The organism is Streptomyces sp. CB02056 (assembly GCF_001905545.1).
Lineage (GTDB): Bacteria > Actinomycetota > Actinomycetes > Streptomycetales > Streptomycetaceae > Kitasatospora.
Genome location: NZ_LIPD01000010.1, coordinates 136,319 through 153,288 on the forward strand (window position 1 = coordinate 136,319; position 16,970 = coordinate 153,288).

Below are 16,970 nucleotides of genomic sequence, written 5' to 3' on the forward strand. Positions count from 1 at the left end.
ATGACCCACTGGGTACCGGACCTGCCGGTCGTGCCGCTCGACGCCCCGCCGCACATCCTCGACCTGGTCGAACCGTTCCGGGGCCGGGGCGCGGCGGTCGTGGACGCCGGGGGATCGCTCGACCACGCCGAGCTGGACGAGCGGTCCGCCGTGGTGGCCACCGCGCTGCGGGCCGCCGGGGTGGAGCCGGACAGCCCGGTCGTCGTGCACGCGCGGCTGTCCCGCTGGGCGGTCGTCGCCATGCTCGGGGTGCTGCGGGCCGGAGCGCGGTACGTCCCCGTGGACGCGGGGTTCCCGGTCGCCAGGCAGCGCTACATCGCGGAGGCCAGCGGCGCGCGGTTCGCGGTGTCGGAGCCCGGGCTGGACGTCCGGCTCGACGGCCTCCGCACGGTGCCGGCCGACACCGACGGCCCCCGGGGCGGGACCGTCCGCGGCACCCTGGCGTACACCTGCTTCACCAGCGGGTCGACCGGCCGGCCGAAGGGCGTCACGATCTCCGCCGCCGCGCTGGCGGCCTCGACCGCGGCCCGGCTCGCGTACTACCCGACGCCGGTCTCCACCTTCCTGCTCTGCTCGTCGATCTCCTTCGACAGCTCGGTCGCCGGCATCTACTGGACCCTGGCCTGCGGCGGCCGACTGGTCATCCCGAGCGACCGCCCGGCGGACCTGCTGGCGGTCGGCCGGGCCGCGCGGGACCACCGGGCGTCGCACCTGCTCATGCTCCCGTCGCTCTACGACATCGCCCTGCGCGGCGGCCTCGCCGAGCGGGCCGGCACGCTCTCCACGGTGGTCGTCGCCGGGGAGGCCTGCCCGCCCGACCTGGTCCGGCAGCACTTCGACGCGCTCCCGCGCACCCGGCTCTACAACGAGTACGGCCCGACGGAGTGCACGGTGTGGAGCGCGGTCCACGAGTGCACCCCGGCGGACGCGGACCTCCCGGACGTGCCGATCGGCGGCGCCGTCCCCGGGACCAGCCTCTACGTCCGCTCCGCCGACGGCGCCGCCGTGCCGCCCGGGGAGCCCGGGGAGCTCCACATCGGCGGACCGGGCCTCGCCGAGCCGGCCCGCGAGCTCTACCGCACGGGGGACATCGTGTCCGTCACCACCGGGGCCGAGCTGCGCTTCCACGGCCGGGCCGACCACCAGCTCAAACTCGGCGGGATGCGCGTCGACCGCTCCGAGATCGAACAGGCGCTGCGCACCCACCGGGACGTGGCGGCGGCCGCGGTCGGCGTCTGCACCGTCCAGGGGCGGAAGAAGGTGGTCGGCTTCGTCAGCCCGACCACCGGGGAGGTCGACCGGCGCAGCCTCCGGGCGCACCTCATCGAACGCCTGCCGGCCGTCGCCGTACCGAGCCGCATCGTGGCGCTGCCCCGGCTGCCCGTGCTGCCCAACGGCAAGGTCGACCACGGCGCGATCGACGAGCTGGCCCACGACACGCTGCTGCAGAAGAACTGACCGACGGAAGGAGGTGGGGACGACCGTGGCAGCACCCCGTTGGCTGATGTGCCGTCAGCGTCGCCCCGACGCCGCCCTGCGCCTCTACTGCTTCCCGCACAGCGGCGGTTCGCCCGGCGAGTACCTGCGCTGGGCGGACCGGCTCCCCGTCGAGGTCGAGGTGTGGGGGGTCCAACTCCCGGGCCGCGGGAGCAGGATGCGCGAGCCGGCCATGACCGACCTGCGGGAGCTGGTCGGCGCGTTGACGGAACAGGCCGAGTTCTCCGGCCCGTACGCCTTCCTCGGGCACAGCCTCGGCGCGATCGTCGCCTACGAGACGGCCGTCGCGCTGCGGGCGCTCGGACGCCCGGAGCCGGAGCGGCTCATCGTGTCCGTGAACGGCCCCCCGCACCTGCACCGCCCCGGACTGCCGCTCCACCTCCTCGACGGCGTCGACTTCGTCCCCCGGGTCGAGGAGCGGTACGGGCCGCTGCCGCCGGAACTCGGGAACGACCCGCGGATGCGCGAGCTGTACCTGGCCAACCTGCACGCGGACCTGACCGTCGTCGCGACCTACCGGCACGTCCCGACCGCCCCGTTGAGCTGCCCCGTCCTCGCGCTCGGCGCCACCGACGACTGGGAGGACGAGAGCAGGCTGCGCGAGTGGGGCCGGCACACCACCGGCCCGTCCGACGTCCGGATCCTTCCGGGCGGCCACTTCTACTTCCGGGACCACCCGGACCTCTTCTTCGACTGCCTGACGGACAGCCTCGGCGCCCTCACCGGGGCCCCGGCCGTCCGCCCGGCACCCGACCCCAAGGGAGCGCCGTGACCAGCCAGACCATCGACCTGCGGAGCGACACCGTCACCAGGCCCAGCGCGGCCATGCGAGCCGCCATGGCCGCCGCCGAGGTCGGTGACGACACCCTCGGCGACGACCCCACGGTGATCCGGCTGGAACGGATGCTCGCCGACGCCTTCGGGTTCACCGGCGCGCTGTTCCTGCCCAGCGGGGTCATGGCCAACCAGCTCGCGCTCCGGCTGCTGGTGCCGCCCGGGCAGGAGCTGCTGGCCGACGCCGGCGCGCACTTCCTGCTCTACGAGGACGGCGGAGTCGCCTGGCACGGCGGGATCCTGACCCGGACGACGGTCTCCGAGGACGGCCTGATCGACCCGGAGGTGCTCGCCCGGATGATCCGTCCCGCCACCGCCTACGGCAGCGGGACCCGGGCGGTGGCGGTGGAGAACACCCACAACGCCGCGGGCGGCGTGGTGTACCCGCTGGCCGCGCTGGAGGAGATCCGGCGGGTCACCCGCGAGGCCGGGGTCACGGTGCACTGCGACGGCGCCCGGATCTGGAACGCCCACGTCGCCAGCGGCGTCCCCTTCGAGGCCTACGGAGCCTGTTTCGACACGCTGTCCCTCTGCTTCTCCAAGGGGCTCGGCGCGCCCGCCGGCACCGTGCTGCTCCTGGACGCCGACCGCGTGGAGGAGGCCCGGGTCATGCGGCACCGGATGGGCGGCTCCATGCGGCAGACCGGGATCCTGGCCGCCGCCGCCATCCACGCCTTCGAGCACAACATCGGGCGGATGGCCGAGGACCACGCGAACGCGGCCCTGATCGCCGGTCTGCTGCGCGACGGCGGACTGGACGTCCGGGAGCCGCAGACCAACCTGGTGTTCGTGGAAGTGCCCGACGCGGCAGGGGTGCAGGAGCTCTGCGCGGCGTCCGGCGTTAGGGTCTCGGTGATGGGACCGCAAACGGTCCGCCTGGTGGCCCACTTGGACGTCGACAAGCAGCAGTGCGAGCGGGCGGCACTGACGGTCGCCGAGGCTGTCGCCCAACTGGCCACGGGCAACTGAGCACGTGTAGGAGCAGCTTGAGATGTCGTTCCGAGTGTGGCTGTCGGCCAGGTTCTTCCTGTTCTTCCTGACCTGGAGCTCGTACCTCTCCTACTGGGGGGTCTGGCTGCTCGCTTCCGGTTTCGGACCGACGGAGGTCACCGCGGTCATCACCGCCGGTCTGCTGTCGCGCTCGGTCTCCATCGCCGTCGTCTTCCCGGTGCTCTGCCGGACGGTCCCGCTCCGGAGACTGTCGCAGCTGCTCGCCTGGACGGCGACGGCGCTCAGCCCGCTCTACCTGACGCATCCTCAGTTCGCTTCCATGATGGTGGTGTCGGTGCTCGTCGGCGTCAGCTACCCGCTGCTGATGCCGTTGAGCGAGACCCTCGCGACCATCGGCGCGGCGAACGGGCAGGTCGACTACGGGAGCGTCCGCTACTTCGGTTCGGCGGGGTTCCTCTTCGGCCTGGGCGTGTCCGGCGTGGTCGGGCGGACGGTCGGCAGCGGCGCGCTGGTGGGGGTCTTCGTCGTCGGGTGCCTGCTGCTCGCGCTGGCGGACCTGGCGCACCCCGTCGGGTTCCCGACGGTGGCGACCGTGGCCGGCGGCGGCCGCGGCCGGCTGCTGCGCAACCGCGTCTACGCGCTCGGCCTGGGCAGTTCCGTGCTGCTCCAGGGCGCGCACGCGGCCTACTACGCCTTCGGCGTCGAGTACTTCGGCCGGCTCGGCGTGTCGAGCATCAACGTCAGCCTCATGCTGGCGCTGGCCGTGGGGTGCGAGCTGCTCCTGTTCAAGTACGCGGGGCCGATGCTCGGCCGCTACCCGGTCCCGGTCCTCTTCGCCGCCGCCGCGGTGCTCTCGGTGCTGCGCTGGGGCCTGCTCGCGGTGCCGATGCCGCTGGTGTGCGTCGTGCTCACCCAGACGCTCCACGCGGGCACCTTCGCGCTGACCCACGTCGCGCACGCGCGCTGCGTGCAGGGCCACGTCCCCGAGGACCTCTGGTCGGACGCCCAGGCGCTCTACGCCGGGTTGGCCATCGGCCTCGGTGTCGCCGCCGTCACCGCCGTCACCGGCCCGCTCTATGCGGCCTCCCCGCACTGGGCGTTCCTGGCGATGGCCGCGGTCTGCCTGCCCTGCTTCCTGCTGGTCCGGTGGCAGGTCAGGCTGCTGCGGGACGGGGCGGAGGTTCCCGAGCGGGTCGCGTGAGCGCGCCGTCCGGCTGCCGCCGCGCCGCTGTACCGGCGTACCCGGGCGGGGCGCGTACGGCACCGCGGCCCGGCGCGGGGTGAGCGCCGGGCCGCGGGGGCCGCGGGGTTCAGCAGTTGGCGAGGATGCCGGTGAGCGCGTTCTTCTCGGCGCTGTCCACGCTCAGGCCGTAGTACTGCTTCACCTGCACCCAGGCGCGGGCGTAGGTGCAGCGGTAGGAGGCCTGGGGGAGCCACTCGGCCGGGTCGCGGTCGCCCTTGGAGCGGTTGCTGCTCGCGGAGACCAGCAGCAGCTGGGGGCGGGTGACGTCGTTGGCGAAGGCCTGGCGCTGGGGGGTGGTCCAGGCCCAGGCGCCGGAGGCCCAGGCCTCGGAGAGCGGCACCAGGTGGTCGACGTCGAAGGAGGAGGCGTTGGTGGTGGTCGCGCCGTCGTACGGCGAGGACCAGTTGCCGCTGGTGGCCTTGCAGGAGGTGTCGGTGGCGACGTTGCTGCCGTCCCGCTTGACGACCCACTCGCGGGTGTCGCAGGTGCCGCTGACGGTGATCCAGGTCGGGAACAGCGTGCGGTCGTAGGTGTCGCCGTGGGTCTCCGCGGTGGCGGGCATCGCGGCGAGGTACGTGCGGGCGGTGGCCGCGGAGATCGGGGTCGGCAGGGCGGCCTGGGCGGGGGTGCCGGCCGTGACGACGGTCACGGCGGCGAGGACGGCGGCCACCGGTATGCAGGACAGGAACCGGCGTGCGGGTGCGCTGGGGGCCATGGCGGACGCTCCATCATCAGATCGGATGAACTGCTGAATTGCGTGCGCCAGTGTGGCGATTCGATGACCTACGCGGGTAGACCCGGGAAGTGAAATCCTCGTGCACATCGGACGTGCACCGGACAAGTCCGGCGCGCGCCACGGAGGTTCACGAGGATTTCAGGGGATGTGCCGGCTTCTCCGACTGCCGCCGGGAGTTCAGTCGCGGCGCCGGCCCGCCATCCAGACGTAGACCAGGATGCCCGCGAACAGGAACAGGACGCCCTGGTAGACGGCGGCGTAGCCGGCCCCGGCGAGCAGCCAGATCGAGAAGGCGAAGGCGCCCAGGCCGAGGACGGCGTCGCGCACCAGCCGCCCGCCGTCGACCTTCTCGCCGGCCCCGCGCACCAGCCAGTACAGCTGGGCGGCGGTGGAGAGCAGGTACGGCACCGTCGCGGTGAAGGTGGTGACCAGCACCAGCATGTCGAAGGCGCCCTTCGCGCCGCTGGCGAAGTTGAGCACGGTCAGCGCCGAGGCCAGCGCCACGCTGACCAGCACGCCGAAGGTCGGCACCCCGCGCCGCTCCTTGCCGAAGGCGGCCGGGAACAGGCCGTCCTTGGCGGCCGCGTACGGGGCCTGGGCGGAGAGCAGGGTCCAGCCGTTGAGGGCGCCGGTCATCGAGACCAGCGCGGCGACGGCGATCGCCGTGCCGCCCCAGGTGCCGCCGAACATCGCGTTCACGGCGTCCGAGAACGGCGCGGCGGAGTGGACGAGCTGCTGGTGCGCCACGGTGCCGAACACCGCGAGGGTGCCGAGCAGGTAGACCACCGCCGCACCGGCCGTCCCGAGCACACTGGCCCGGCCGACGTTGCGCTCCGGGTCGCGGACCTTGCCGGCGCTCATCGCCGCCGACTCCACGCCCAGGTAGCTGAACAGCAGGATCGCCGCGGCGGCGGACATCCCGCCGGCCCAGCCCTGGCCGCTGGCGTCGAAGGGCCCGAGGTTCTTCGGGTCGAAGAAGAACAGCCCGCCCACCGCGACCAGCAGCAGCGGGACGAACTTCAGCACGGTGGAGACGAGTTGGACCGCCCCGACGTAGCGCGTGCCGGCCAGGTTGGCCAGCGCCGGCAGCCACTGGAAGGCCAGCGCGGCGGTGATCTCCAGCGGGATGGAGTGGTGCAGCGGCACCAGCACGTCCAGGTACCCGACGGCGGCCACGGCGAGCGCGGCGTTGCTGACCCAGGTGGTGATCCAGTACGACCAGGCGGACAGGAAGCCGGCGAAGTCCCCGAAGGCCTCGCGGGCGTAGACGTACGGCCCGCCGGTGCGCGGGTTGCGGCGGGCCAGCTGCCCGAAGACCAGCGCCAGCGCGATCGCGCCCACGGTGAGCACCACGAAGGCGACCAGGCTGACCGTGCCGAACGGGGCCACGGCGGCCGGGATCATGAAGATGCCGCCGCCGATGATGTTGCCCATCACCAGGGCGGTGGCGGTCGTCAGCCCGAAGCGGCGGCCGCCCTTCCGCGGCGTCGGGCCGGTCGGTGCGGTGCCGGTGGGCGGGGAGTCGACCGGCCCCGGGGTCTCCGGGCCGCTCGGTCGGGTCGCCTGCCGGGGTGCGGCGGGACTGGTCTGCATGAGGGTGGTGCGCCTTTCGTGGTGCTGCTCCTGCCGCCGCCGGGTTGCGCGGCCGCGCTCGCTGCTGCTCCCGCCCGGTGGAGCGGTGGAGCGCCATGGAGCGACCGTTCATGCTCGGACCGGGCGGCACTGTGCACCAAATCGACGGGATTTGTTCAGTTCGTCGGGTCCATCACCGCAAGACTTGCGGTCGCGGGGCGGCCGGACGGGTACTCGTCCGGCGCCCTCCTCGCGGCTGTTCGACCGGATTCACGGACGTACGCCCGGATTCGTCCGGTCGGGGGAGTTGCCTCACCCGATTGCCTCAGCCCGGTTGCGGCGCGCGCCCGAAGCCGTGCGTTCGTGTGCCAACGTGGGCGCGGCGCCTCCCCGGTGGGGCGCGCCCAGCCCGTCGGGCGGCCGAACCGGCCGGTCGGGGGCGCGGGTTGAGGACCAGAGACGAACCAAAGGACAGCAGATGTCGCTTCGTGGGAAGATCCGCAAGCTCGCCGTGATCGTCGCCGTGGCCGGTGCCGTGGTGGCGGTCCCGACCTCGGCCATGGCGGGGGGCTTCGCTCCGACGCAGTCGGAGGGGCAGAGCCTGGAGTCCGGCTCCGCGGGCGTCGGCCTGTTCGGCCCGCACGCCACCTGGTTCAACTTCGCCGAGCACGGCGAGAGCGACTGCGGCTGCTGATCCCCTCCGCACCCCGAGCCCGGAGGCCGTCCGTCGGCCTCCGGGCTCACCGCTGTCCGGCGACGGGAGGCCCCGGACTCACGAGCGTCCGGCCCCGGGCCCCGGGCTCACGACCGTCCGTCGGCGTCGGCCCCCGGATTCACGGCCGCCCGGCGGCTGCGGCCTCCGGCAGCTTCGCGGCGCGGGCCCCGGTGCCCCGGACCGCCGCCCGCTCCCGCAGCTCCTTCAGCACCGCGATGTCCATCGCGTGCCCGGTGCCGTCCCCGCCGTGCTTGCGGTCCGGGGTCTCCACCACCAGCGGCACCCCGGCCGTCTCCGGGTGCTCGAACAGCTCGCGGAACGGCTCGGCGCCGATCATCCCGGCGCCGATGTTGGCGTGCCGGTCCTTGCGGGCGCCGACGACGTCCTCGGAGTCGTTGGCGTGGATCAGCCGCAGCCGGCCCGGCCCCGCGGCGGCGGCCAGGGCGTCCAGGGCGGCCGTCACCCCGCCCGGCTCCGCCAGGTCGTGCCCGGCGGCGAAGGCGTGGCAGGTGTCCAGGCAGACCCCCACCTTCGGGTGGTGGTCCAGCGCCTCCATGTACGCGGCCAGCTCCTCCAGCCGCGAGCAGAGCGAGCTGCCCTGCCCCGCCGTCGGCTCCAGCAGCAGCCAGGGCGCGTCGTCGCCGAGCCCGTCCAGCTCCTCCAGCAGCGGCCGGACGTCCGACCGGACCTGCGCCATCGCCTCGGCCCGGCGCGAGCCGCCGCCGGGCGCGCTGCCGACCGCCGAGCCGGTGTGCAGGACGACGCCGAGCGCGCCGATGGCGTGGCCGCGGCGCAGCGAGTGCCGCAGCGAGTCGGCCGAGCGCTCCCGGGTGGCCGGGTTGTCCGAGCCGAAGTTGATCAGGTACGGGGCGTGCACCCAGGCCGGGACGCCCCGCTCGGCGCAGGCGGTGCGGAACTCCTCGTCCTGCGCCGGGTTGCCCGGGGGAGTGGCCCAGCCGCGCGGGTTGGCCACGAACACCTGGACCGTCTCCGCACCGACCCGGCCCGCGTACGCCAGGCCGGTGCCGGCCAGCCCGCGACCGGCCACCGGGACGTGCGCGCCGATCGGGTTGCGGAGGGCGGCGACGGGCGGTACGGGTGCGGTGGTCATGGCCCCGAGCATGCCACGCGCCCGGCCCCGGTCGTCGGGCGGGCCGGTTCGGGAGGTCCGGCAGCCCGGCTCCCGGCGGCCCGAGGAAAAGGCTCTCTGTGCTCGATCGAGTGACCCCGGGCCCTGGGGAAGGCCCGCCGCCCGACCACCCGCTGCCGCGCCACGCCGGGCCCGTCCCACCCCTGGTCGACGCCCCGTCAGCCCCGCAGCCCAGCCCTGGTGGCGGGCCCACCGGGCCGCCCGTAGCGTCGACACGGCCGCATCCACCGGCCGTCACCGCCCGCGCACAGCGCGTCAGCCCCACCGCTGGACCGAGCGGAAGACCACCGCACCCGTACGAGCGCCGCGCGCGCCGAAAGGAAACAGGTCACCACTCATGCCCACGCGACGGGTCCACCACCTCGCCGCGGCCACCGCCGCCGCCACCGCCCTGACCACCGTCCTCACCTCGCTGGCCGCCGCCCCCGCGGCCCACGCCGCCCCCCGCTTCCCGCTGCACTTCGTCCAGCCCGGCGAATCGATTCAGCAGGCCGTCGACGCCGCCCGGCCCGGCGACACCGTCCAACTGCTCCCCGGCACCTACCAGGGCAGCGTCCGCATCACCACCCCCCGCCTCACCCTGCGCGGCTTCGGCGACGAGAGCGTGATCACCCCCGGGGACGGCGGCGAGAACGCCTGCGCCACCGCCGGGCACGGCATCTGCGTGGTCGGCACCGAGGAGGACCCGCTGTCCGACGTCAGGATCGACAGCCTCGCCGTCACCGGCTTCCGCAAGAACGGCATCGACGCCAGCGGCACCACCCGCCTGACCGTCCGCGGCACCTACGTCCACGACAACGGCCAGCAGGGCATCAGCCAGGAGATGTCCACCCGGGCCGTCATCCGCGGCAACCGCTCGGCCGACAACGGCCAGTCCGGCGTCTTCCTCGCCAACTACGCCTACCGCGAGGGCGGCTCGCCCGACACCGGCGGCACCGTGGTCGAGGGCAACGAGCTGACCGGCAACCGGGTCGGCGTCACCGTCCGCCGGCTGCGCGGGCTGGCCGTCCAGTCCAACGGGATCAGCGGCAACTGCGCCGGCGTCTTCGTGGTCGGCGACGAGGGCGTGCCCCGCGCCGGGGACCTCGACGTCCGGGACAACTCCGTCATCGGCAACAACAAGTTCTGCCCGGCCAACCCGCGCCTGGGCGCCATCCAGGGAGCCGGCATCGTCCTCACCGGCACCGAGGACACCCGGGTGACCGGCAACGAGGTGCGCGACAACACCGGCACCTCGGACTTCTCCGGCGGCATCGTCCTGTTCAAGAGCGTCGTCGGCGTCGCCAACGCCCGCGCCGTGATCGCCGACAACGAGCTGAGCGGCAACGGTCCGGCCGACCTCGCCGACCGCGACTCCGGCACCGACAACACCTTCGCCCGCAACACCTGCGGGCGCTCCGAGCCGGCCGGCCGCTGCTGAGCCCCGGTACCCCCTCGCCGCCCGCCGCCGCACCAGGAACTCCCTAGGACCCGAGGAAACCCAGCCATGACCACCGCACCCGTCCATACCAGCCCCCAGGCCGCGATGCGCCTGCGCGAGCTCGTCTTCGGCGCCGCCTGCGCCGCCGCCGTCCGCGCGGCCGCCCGGCTCGGCGTCGCCGACGTGCTCGGCGACACCCCGGCCACCGTGACCGACCTCGCCGTCGCCCTCGACACCGAGCCCCGCCAACTGCGCCGTCTGCTGCGCGCGCTCGCCTGCTACGGGCTCTTCGCGCAGAGCGGCGACGACCGCTTCGAGCACACCGAGATGTCCCGGCTGCTGCGCGAGGACGCCCCCAACTCGCTGCGCTACATCTCCCTCTGGTGCACCGAGCCGTGGACCTGGGAGGCCTGGCCGAAGCTGGACGAGGCGGTCCGCTCCGGCCGCAACGTCTTCCCCGACCTGTTCGGCAAGGAGTTCTTCGACTACCTGCACAGCGACGCGGGCGACTCGGCGAAGGTCTTCGACAAGGCGATGACCACCTCCAGCCGGCAGTCCGCCGAGGACTTCGCCGACTACCTGGACCTCACCGGCATCGACTCGGTGGCGGACATCGGCGGCGGCCAGGGCCACGTGCTGGCCAGCCTGCTGGAGAAGCACCCGGCGCTGCACGGCACCCTGCTCGACCTGCCCAAGGTGGTGGCCGGCGCCGACCCCCGGCTCCAGGACGGCGGCGCCTTCTCCGCCCGGGCCCGCCTCGTCCCGGGCGACTGCCGGACGGAGATCCCGGTCCGCGCCGACCTCTACATCATCAAGAACATCCTGGAGTGGGACGACGACAGCACCCGCCGCACCCTCGCCAACGTGGTGAAGGCGGCCGGCTCCGGCGCCCGCGTGGTGGTGGTGGAGAACCTGGTCGACAACAGCCCCTCGATGCGCTTCACCACCGCGATGGACCTGATGCTGATGCTCAACGTGGGCGGTGCCAAGCACTCCGAGGAGAGCATGGTCGGGCTGATGGCGGAGGCCGGACTGGTGGTCACCGCGGTCAACCCGGTCAACCCGTACCTGCACGCCTTCGAGGCCGTCGTGAGCGGCTGAGCCGACCCCTGCACGCCCCCGCACACCTCCGTACGACGAGAACGACCGTACGACGAGAACGACCGCCGGCCCCCGGACATCGGGGGCCGGCGGTCGTCGTGCGCGGGCCGGGTCAGGCCGGGTGCGAGGACTCCAGATGGGCGAAGACCACCACGTTGTCCAGGTAGTCCCGCCGCTTCTTGTCGTACGCGCCGCCGCAGGTGATCAGCCGGAGCTGGGCGTCGGGGGTCCTGCCGTAGACCCTGGCGTCGGGGAAGGCGTTCTTGGCGAAGGTCTCCACCGAGTCCACCGAGAACACCGCGACCGTCCCGTCCGCGCGGCTCACCTCGACCTTGTTGCCCGGCAGCAGGAAGCTCAGCAGCAGGAACACCGCCGGGCCCTTGGTGGTGTCCACGTGCCCGGCCAGCACCGCGCTGCCGCGCTCGCCCGGGGTGACGCCGTCCCGGTACCAGCCGACCAGGTTCTTGTCGTCCGGCGGCGGCGCGTCGAGCTGGCCCGCGGGGTTGAGGGCCAGCTCGGTGAACGGCGCGTCGACGGCGATCTGCGGGATCCGCAGCCGGGTCGGCTTGGCGCGTTCGAGCGCGGGCGTCCCCGGGGCGGCGGCCGGGGCCGCCGGGTCCGGGGCGCCGGCCCCCGCCGGCCCGGGGACGGCCGGCGCGGCGGCCGCCGGGGGAGCGGGCCTGCCGTCCTCCGCGCCCGCGTCCGACCGGGTGTCCACCGAGTTGTAGATCAGCAGCAGCCCGACCGCTGCCGTGCCCATCCCCGCACGCAGCAGCCGGGGCATTCCAGAGGCGGGACCGCCCGTCATTCCTCTCCTCCGCTCAACCGGTTCCGCGACGGCCCGCCGCCCCCGGTGCGCCCGCCCCGTGCGGGTGGGCGCCCGGAGGCGGCGGAAGCAGGGTGCCCGGCGTCAGGCGACCGCGCCGGAGGCACGGCGGCCGCGGCGCAGGGCGTACGCGCCCGCCCCGAGGCCGCCGAGCAGCAGCACCGCGCCGGAGGCGAGCCCGCCGCCGGACAGCGCCAGGCCGCCGCCACCGGTGTGCACGCCGCCGTGCGGGGACTTGTGGTCCTCGTCCCCCCTGGCCTCGCCGCCCTTGTGTTCGTCGCCGCCCTTGTGCTCGTCGGAACCCTTGTGTTCGTCGTCGCCCTTCCGCTCGTCGGAGCCCTTGTGCTCCTCGGAGGCGCCGCCCTTCCTGTCGTCGTTGCCCTTGGAGTTGTCGGAGGCCCTCTCGGTCTTCTCCTGCTTCTCCTGCCAGGTCAGGTTCTTGCCCTGGTCGGCACCGTCGGCGAAGGCGATGGGGGTACCGACGGTCAGGACGGCGGCGACGGCCGCCCCGGCGAGCAGCGTGCGTGCAGAACGCATGAGGATGATCCTTCCGGCGCGCAGGACCGCGACTGCCGACACGGTGCCGGACAAGGGGACTCGCGGGGGGTGCGCCTGATCCACCGTCATCCACCGTGCGGCCGCCTGCCACCGGAGTGTGGCAGCGCCGGTGCGCGGCGTGCGCCCTTCGGGTGGAGTCCCGGGTGTGTTCACCCGGCTGGCCGGGTGATCCGGGTGAATCCACCCGGGGGGCCGTCCGGCCGGACGCACGTGGGCCCGCCCCCGGCGCACGGCCGGGGGCGGGCCCATCGGGGGCTGGATCAGCGGGCCCGTCGGGTAGCCGCGGGGGCAGCGGCCCCGTCGGGGAGCCGCCGGGTCAGCGGTCCCAGCGGTAGAACTCCCGTGCCATGGCGTCCTTCGGCTCCCGCCAGGTGGCCGGGTCGTACGCCTGCACGTAGGCGGTCAGGCGGTCGCTGACGGTCCGGAACTCCGGGTGCCCGACGACCTTGGCGACGGCGGGGCCCGGCGGGCGGTCGGCCTCGATCAGGTGGAGGTAGACGTCGCCGAACTGGAAGAGGCTGCGGCCGGTGACGCCGATCAGGTGCGGCAGTTCGCCCTGGTCGGACTCGGCGAACACCTCGGCGATGTCCGGCGCGGCCTCGGGCTTCATCCGGGCGACGATCAGCGCCCGGTGCAGGCCGGTCACAGCTCCGCCGCCCGCTTCTCGACCTTCTCCCGGATCAGCTGCATCTGGATCTTCGAGTTGCGGTTGATGTGGCCGGTCATGCCCTCGTCGTCGACCGGGGCGGTCGGCTTCATGGCGAAGTCCTGGATCCAGCGCATCCTGGTGCCGGCCGGCGCCTCCGCGTACTCCCAGCGGATCTCCATGAACTCGAACGGGCCGGGCTCGACCCGGCGGGCGCGCACCGCGAGCGCGTCCCGGTCGGTCTCCCGCTCGGAGACCCAGCTCCACACCTGGCCGTTCTCGTCGGGGTGCATGGTGAGCCGGAACCGGACGAGCTCGCCCTGCCGGTCCAGCACCTCCACCGAGGCGTACTCGCTGAACAGCTGCGGCCAGTTCTCCAGGTCGTTGGTCATCTCCCAGACCAGGTCGAGCGGGGCGGCGATGACGATCTCGTTGTCGGTGTGTCCGGGCATCTCAGGCACCAGCCTTCGTGGCGAGGGAGGAGTTGACCAGTTCCAGGAACTCGGCCGGGGTCTTGGCCGACTCGGCGCCCGAGGTGACCTTGAGGCCGTGCCGGTTCTCCAGCTCGCCGACCACGCCGAGCAGGCCGAGCGAGTCGACGCCGAACGTGTCGAACTCCGCGCCCGGCCGCGCCAGGTCGCCCGGGTCGACGGTGACGCCGGCCCGGGACTGGAGCAGGACGGCGAGTTCCGGATAGCTGAGGGTGTTGCTCACGGGTGTCCCTTTCGGAGGTGTGACGGGGTGGTGCGGGGCGGTGGTCCGCGCGGCGGTTCAGGGCCGCCAGCGCCGGACCACCAGCGCGGAGTTGGAGCCCATCAGCCCGCGGCTGACCACCAGGGCGGTGTTCAGTTCGGCCGGGCGGGCGCGGCCGGTCACCAGGGCGAGGTCGTGGCAGACCTCGGTGACGTTGGGGGTGGGCGGCAGCACGCCGTCCTCCATGGCCAGCACGGCGGCGGTCACGTCGAGCATCGGGGCGCCGCAGTAGGCGCGCCCCGTACCGGTCTTGGGCGCGGTGACCGGGACGCGTTCGGCGGCCGGGCCGAGCGCGTCGGCGAGCGCCAGGGCCTCGGCCCGGTCGGCCTCCGGCACCCCCAGGGCGTCCGCGAAGACCACGTCGATCTCCTCGGGCGCGATGCGGGCCTCGTCCAGCGCGATCCGGATCGCGGCCGCCAGCCCCTCCCGGGACTCCGCCCAGCGGGAGGCCCCGGTGAAGGTGGCGCCGTGGCCGACCAGTCGGGCCCGGATGCGGGCGCCGCGCAGGAGGGCCGCCTGCTCGTCCTCCAGCAGCAGCATCGCGCCGCCCTCGGCGGGGGAGAAGCCGCAGGCCAGCGCGGTGAACGGCAGGTACGCCCGCTCGGCCCGCCCGGCCAGGCTGACCTCGGGGTAGCCGAGCTGGCAGACCATCGAGTACGGCGCCAGCGGGGCCTCGGCGGCGCCGACCACCACCGCGTCGGTGCCGCGCTCGATCGTGCGGGCGGCGTGCGCGAGGGCGTCCAGGCCGCCGGCCTCGTCGCTGGCTACCACCCCGCACGGGCCCTTGTAGCCGCCGCGGATCGAGATCTGACCGGTGCTGGCCGCGTAGAACCAGGCGATGGACTGGTACGGGCCGACGAACCGGGGCCCCTGGCCCCAGAGCTGCTGGAGCTCGCGCTGGCCGAACTCGCCGCCGCCGGAGCCGGCCGCGGTCACCACGCCGACCGCGAAGGGCTGTTCCGGGTCGGGCCGGAACCCGGCGTCCGCCACCGCCAGGTCGGCGGCGGCCATCGCGTAGTGCGTGAAGCGGTCGGTCTGCACCAGGAAGCGGTTGTCGATCGCCGACTGCGGATCGAAGCCGTTCACCTGGCCCGCGATCCGGAGCGGAAGCCCGGTGCAGCCCTCGCGGGATATCCGGTCGAGGACGCTCACGCCCTGCCTGGTGGCCTTCCAGAAGGCGTCGGCCCCGACCCCGTTCGGAGCCACCACGCCGAGCCCGGTGATCACCGCCCGGCGGCCCTGCTGACGTGACGTCATGGAACTCACCCCGTTCTGTTGAGCACGACGGCGGACTGGAATCCGCCGAATCCGCTGCCGACCGAGAGGATGCGGCTCAGCGGCAGCTCGCGCGCGGTGCGCGGCACGTAGTCGAGGTCGCACTCCGGGTCCGGAGTCTCGTAGTTGGCGGTCGGCGGCACGACCCCGTGGGCGAGCGCCAGGGTGCAGGCGACGACCTCGATGGCGCCGATCGCGCCGAGCGAGTGCCCGACCATCGACTTGATCGAGCTCATCGGGGTCCTGAAGGCGTGCGCGCCCAGCGAGCGCTTGACCGCGGCGGTCTCGTGCCGGTCGTTCTGCTTGGTGCCCGAGCCGTGCGCGTTGACGTAGTCCACCTCGGTGCGGTCCACCCGGGCGTGGGCGAGCGCGTGGTCGATCGCCCGGGACATCTCCAGCCCCTCCTTGGTGAGGCCGGTCATGTGGTAGGCGTTGCCGAAGGTGGCGAAGCCGCCGATCTCGCCGTAGACCCGGGCGCCGCGGCGTCGGGCGTGCTCCAGCTCCTCCAGGACCAGGACGGCGCCGCCCTCGCCGAGCACGAAGCCGTCCCGGTCGGCGTCGAAGGGGCGGGAGGCGTGCCGCGGGTCGTCGTTGCGCTCGCTGGTGGCCTTGATGGCGTCGAAGCAGGCGACGGTGATCGGCGAGATCGGGGAGTCGGAGGCGCCGGCTAGGCAGATGTCGGCGCGTCCCTCCTCGACCGCCTGGAAGCCGTAGCCGATCGCGTCCAGGCCGGAGGTGCAGCCGGTGGAGACGGTCTGCACGGGGCCGTGCGCGCCGGTCCGCTCGGCCACCGCGGAGGCCAGCGTGCTGGGCGCGAAGGCCCGGTGCAGCTGCGGTTCGGCCTGCCGGTGGTCCACGTCCCAGCGGGCGCCGGCCGCGCTCACCAGGGCGTAGTCGTGCTCCAGCCGGGTGGTGCCGCCGACGGCGGTGCCGAGCGAGACGGAGATCCGCCACGGGTCCTCGGCGGTCAGGTCCAGGCCGGCGTCGGCGATCGCCTCGTCGGCCGCGACCATCGCGAACTGCACGTAGCGGTCGGCCCGTTGGACGTCCTCCGGGCCCAGCCCGTGGGCCGCCGGGTCGAAGTCCACCTCGGCGGCGATCCGGGAGCGGAACCCGGTGGGGTCGAACAGCGTGATGCCCCGGGTCGCGGTGCGGCCGGAGGTCAGCAGCTCCCAGAACGCCGGGACGCCGACCCCGCCGGGGGCGACCACGCCGATCCCGGTGACGGCGACGCGCCGGGTCACGAGACCACCTTGGCGTGTTCCGGCGGGCCGGAGGCCGCGGTCCCCTCGGTGCTCACGTGGCCGAGGTCGGGGCGCGGGGCGAGCGGGCCGAGGTGGAAGACCATCCGGGCCTCGGTGTCGCCGACGTTGCGGAAGCGGTGGCGCATGTTGATCGGGATCATCAGGCCCTGGTCCGGCTTGAGCGGATGGGGCTTCCCGTCCAGGTCCACCTCCAGGTCGCCGCAGACGACGAACACGAACTCCTCGGAGTACGGGTGGTAGTGCTCGCCGATCCGCTCGCCGGGCCGGACGATCGCCAGGCCCATGAAGCCGCTGGTCGCGCCGCAGCTGGTCGGGGTGAGCATGGTGCGCAGCTCGGCGCCGTGGCGGCGGTTCTCCGGTGCCTCGTGGACGCTGACGATCCGTGGGGACTGCGTGGTCATGGAGATCTCCCGTGAGATGACGGAACG

At 73.9% G+C, this 16,970-nt stretch carries 18 protein-coding genes; 7 read left to right on the forward strand and 11 right to left on the reverse strand.

Annotated elements, in window-relative coordinates:
• The 4 genes from AMK13_RS27560 to AMK13_RS27575 are packed head-to-tail and all read left to right on the forward strand — an operon-like array spanning nucleotide 1 to nucleotide 4,483.
• Complete coding sequence (locus tag AMK13_RS27560; RefSeq protein WP_074004522.1) at nucleotides 1-1,458, forward strand: amino acid adenylation domain-containing protein; 1,458 nt, start codon at nucleotides 1-3, stop codon at nucleotides 1,456-1,458.
• Between the two features lie 25 nt (nucleotides 1,459-1,483).
• Entirely contained in the window at nucleotides 1,484-2,269 is a 786-nt protein-coding gene (locus AMK13_RS27565; protein ID WP_143204645.1) for a thioesterase II family protein, read from the forward strand.
• Entirely contained in the window at nucleotides 2,266-3,300 is a 1,035-nt protein-coding gene (locus tag AMK13_RS27570; RefSeq protein ID WP_074004524.1) for a threonine aldolase family protein, read from the forward strand. Before AMK13_RS27565 ends, AMK13_RS27570 begins: the two co-directional genes overlap by 4 nt.
• A gap of 22 nt (nucleotides 3,301-3,322) precedes the next feature.
• Nucleotides 3,323-4,483, forward strand: coding sequence for an MFS transporter (locus tag AMK13_RS27575; RefSeq protein ID WP_079272524.1), 1,161 nt, complete (start codon nucleotides 3,323-3,325; stop codon nucleotides 4,481-4,483).
• 109 nt (nucleotides 4,484-4,592) lie between these two features.
• Here AMK13_RS27575 and AMK13_RS27580 read toward each other — a convergent pair whose 3' ends face one another.
• Nucleotides 4,593-5,240 (reverse strand): HNH endonuclease family protein, encoded by a 648-nt coding sequence (locus AMK13_RS27580; RefSeq protein WP_049652121.1) that lies wholly within the window; start codon nucleotides 5,238-5,240, stop codon nucleotides 4,593-4,595.
• Nucleotides 5,241-5,438: 198 nt separating this feature from the next.
• Entirely contained in the window at nucleotides 5,439-6,854 is a 1,416-nt protein-coding gene (locus AMK13_RS27585) for an amino acid permease (RefSeq protein ID WP_074004525.1), read from the reverse strand.
• Between the two features lie 457 nt (nucleotides 6,855-7,311).
• Between AMK13_RS27585 and AMK13_RS27590 the strand changes: the two genes are divergently transcribed.
• The gene (locus AMK13_RS27590) at nucleotides 7,312-7,527 is read left to right on the forward strand and encodes a hypothetical protein (RefSeq protein WP_049652123.1); all 216 of its coding nucleotides are present in this window, start codon (nucleotides 7,312-7,314) and stop codon (nucleotides 7,525-7,527) included.
• A 139-nt stretch (nucleotides 7,528-7,666) separates the two neighbouring features.
• Here the strand turns inward: AMK13_RS27590 and AMK13_RS27595 are convergent, their stop codons facing one another.
• Entirely contained in the window at nucleotides 7,667-8,659 is a 993-nt protein-coding gene (locus AMK13_RS27595) for a deoxyribonuclease IV (protein ID WP_079272549.1), read from the reverse strand.
• A gap of 376 nt (nucleotides 8,660-9,035) precedes the next feature.
• Between AMK13_RS27595 and AMK13_RS27600 the strand changes: the two genes are divergently transcribed.
• Together AMK13_RS27600 and AMK13_RS27605 are read left to right on the forward strand one after the other, a co-directional pair.
• Nucleotides 9,036-10,118, forward strand: coding sequence for a right-handed parallel beta-helix repeat-containing protein (locus AMK13_RS27600; protein WP_074004526.1), 1,083 nt, complete (start codon nucleotides 9,036-9,038; stop codon nucleotides 10,116-10,118).
• 66 nt (nucleotides 10,119-10,184) lie between these two features.
• Nucleotides 10,185-11,219 carry a methyltransferase gene (locus AMK13_RS27605; protein ID WP_074004527.1) on the forward strand — a complete coding sequence of 345 codons (1,035 nt, stop codon included), beginning with the start codon at nucleotides 10,185-10,187 and terminating at the stop codon, nucleotides 11,217-11,219.
• A gap of 112 nt (nucleotides 11,220-11,331) precedes the next feature.
• Here the strand turns inward: AMK13_RS27605 and AMK13_RS27610 are convergent, their stop codons facing one another.
• The 8 genes from AMK13_RS27610 to AMK13_RS27645 form a co-directional block, all read right to left on the reverse strand.
• Entirely contained in the window at nucleotides 11,332-12,027 is a 696-nt protein-coding gene (locus tag AMK13_RS27610) for a class F sortase (RefSeq protein ID WP_074004528.1), read from the reverse strand.
• A gap of 102 nt (nucleotides 12,028-12,129) precedes the next feature.
• The gene (locus tag AMK13_RS27615; RefSeq protein WP_074004529.1) at nucleotides 12,130-12,582 is read right to left on the reverse strand and encodes a hypothetical protein; all 453 of its coding nucleotides are present in this window, start codon (nucleotides 12,580-12,582) and stop codon (nucleotides 12,130-12,132) included.
• 337 nt (nucleotides 12,583-12,919) lie between these two features.
• Entirely contained in the window at nucleotides 12,920-13,240 is a 321-nt protein-coding gene (locus tag AMK13_RS27620) for a TcmI family type II polyketide cyclase (RefSeq protein ID WP_049659041.1), read from the reverse strand.
• A 5-nt stretch (nucleotides 13,241-13,245) separates the two neighbouring features.
• Nucleotides 13,246-13,701: an SRPBCC family protein gene (locus AMK13_RS27625; protein ID WP_049659036.1), complete on the reverse strand. Its 456-nt coding sequence runs from the start codon at nucleotides 13,699-13,701 to the stop codon at nucleotides 13,246-13,248.
• A gap of 1 nt (nucleotide 13,702) precedes the next feature.
• Nucleotides 13,703-13,963 carry an acyl carrier protein gene (locus AMK13_RS27630; protein ID WP_074004530.1) on the reverse strand — a complete coding sequence of 87 codons (261 nt, stop codon included), beginning with the start codon at nucleotides 13,961-13,963 and terminating at the stop codon, nucleotides 13,703-13,705.
• A gap of 57 nt (nucleotides 13,964-14,020) precedes the next feature.
• Nucleotides 14,021-15,259: a beta-ketoacyl synthase N-terminal-like domain-containing protein gene (locus AMK13_RS27635; protein ID WP_049659038.1), complete on the reverse strand. Its 1,239-nt coding sequence runs from the start codon at nucleotides 15,257-15,259 to the stop codon at nucleotides 14,021-14,023.
• 5 nt (nucleotides 15,260-15,264) lie between these two features.
• The gene (locus AMK13_RS27640) at nucleotides 15,265-16,521 is read right to left on the reverse strand and encodes a beta-ketoacyl-[acyl-carrier-protein] synthase family protein (protein WP_074004531.1); all 1,257 of its coding nucleotides are present in this window, start codon (nucleotides 16,519-16,521) and stop codon (nucleotides 15,265-15,267) included.
• The gene (locus tag AMK13_RS27645) at nucleotides 16,518-16,943 is read right to left on the reverse strand and encodes a cupin domain-containing protein (RefSeq protein ID WP_074004532.1); all 426 of its coding nucleotides are present in this window, start codon (nucleotides 16,941-16,943) and stop codon (nucleotides 16,518-16,520) included. The genes AMK13_RS27640 and AMK13_RS27645 overlap by 4 nt, the downstream gene beginning before the upstream one ends.
• Between the last annotated feature and the right edge of the window lie 27 nt (nucleotides 16,944-16,970).

Bases quoted from the DNA above. Each gene is read 5' to 3' on its own strand.
- AMK13_RS27580 (WP_049652121.1), bottom strand. From the start codon at position 5,240: ATGGCCCCCAGCGCACCCGCACGCCGGTTCCTGTCCTGCATACCGGTG.
- AMK13_RS27645 (WP_074004532.1), bottom strand. From the start codon at position 16,943: ATGACCACGCAGTCCCCACGGATCGTCAGCGTCCACGAGGCACCGGAG.
- AMK13_RS27585 (WP_074004525.1), bottom strand. From the start codon at position 6,854: ATGCAGACCAGTCCCGCCGCACCCCGGCAGGCGACCCGACCGAGCGGC.
- AMK13_RS27635 (WP_049659038.1), bottom strand. From the start codon at position 15,259: ATGACGTCACGTCAGCAGGGCCGCCGGGCGGTGATCACCGGGCTCGGC.
- AMK13_RS27595 (WP_079272549.1), bottom strand. From the start codon at position 8,659: ATGACCACCGCACCCGTACCGCCCGTCGCCGCCCTCCGCAACCCGATC.
- AMK13_RS27600 (WP_074004526.1), top strand. From the start codon at position 9,036: ATGCCCACGCGACGGGTCCACCACCTCGCCGCGGCCACCGCCGCCGCC.
- AMK13_RS27625 (WP_049659036.1), bottom strand. From the start codon at position 13,701: ATGCCCGGACACACCGACAACGAGATCGTCATCGCCGCCCCGCTCGAC.
- AMK13_RS27590 (WP_049652123.1), top strand. From the start codon at position 7,312: ATGTCGCTTCGTGGGAAGATCCGCAAGCTCGCCGTGATCGTCGCCGTG.
- AMK13_RS27560 (WP_074004522.1), top strand. From the start codon at position 1: ATGACCCACTGGGTACCGGACCTGCCGGTCGTGCCGCTCGACGCCCCG.
- AMK13_RS27615 (WP_074004529.1), bottom strand. From the start codon at position 12,582: ATGCGTTCTGCACGCACGCTGCTCGCCGGGGCGGCCGTCGCCGCCGTC.
- AMK13_RS27610 (WP_074004528.1), bottom strand. From the start codon at position 12,027: ATGACGGGCGGTCCCGCCTCTGGAATGCCCCGGCTGCTGCGTGCGGGG.
- AMK13_RS27605 (WP_074004527.1), top strand. From the start codon at position 10,185: ATGACCACCGCACCCGTCCATACCAGCCCCCAGGCCGCGATGCGCCTG.
- AMK13_RS27575 (WP_079272524.1), top strand. From the start codon at position 3,323: ATGTCGTTCCGAGTGTGGCTGTCGGCCAGGTTCTTCCTGTTCTTCCTG.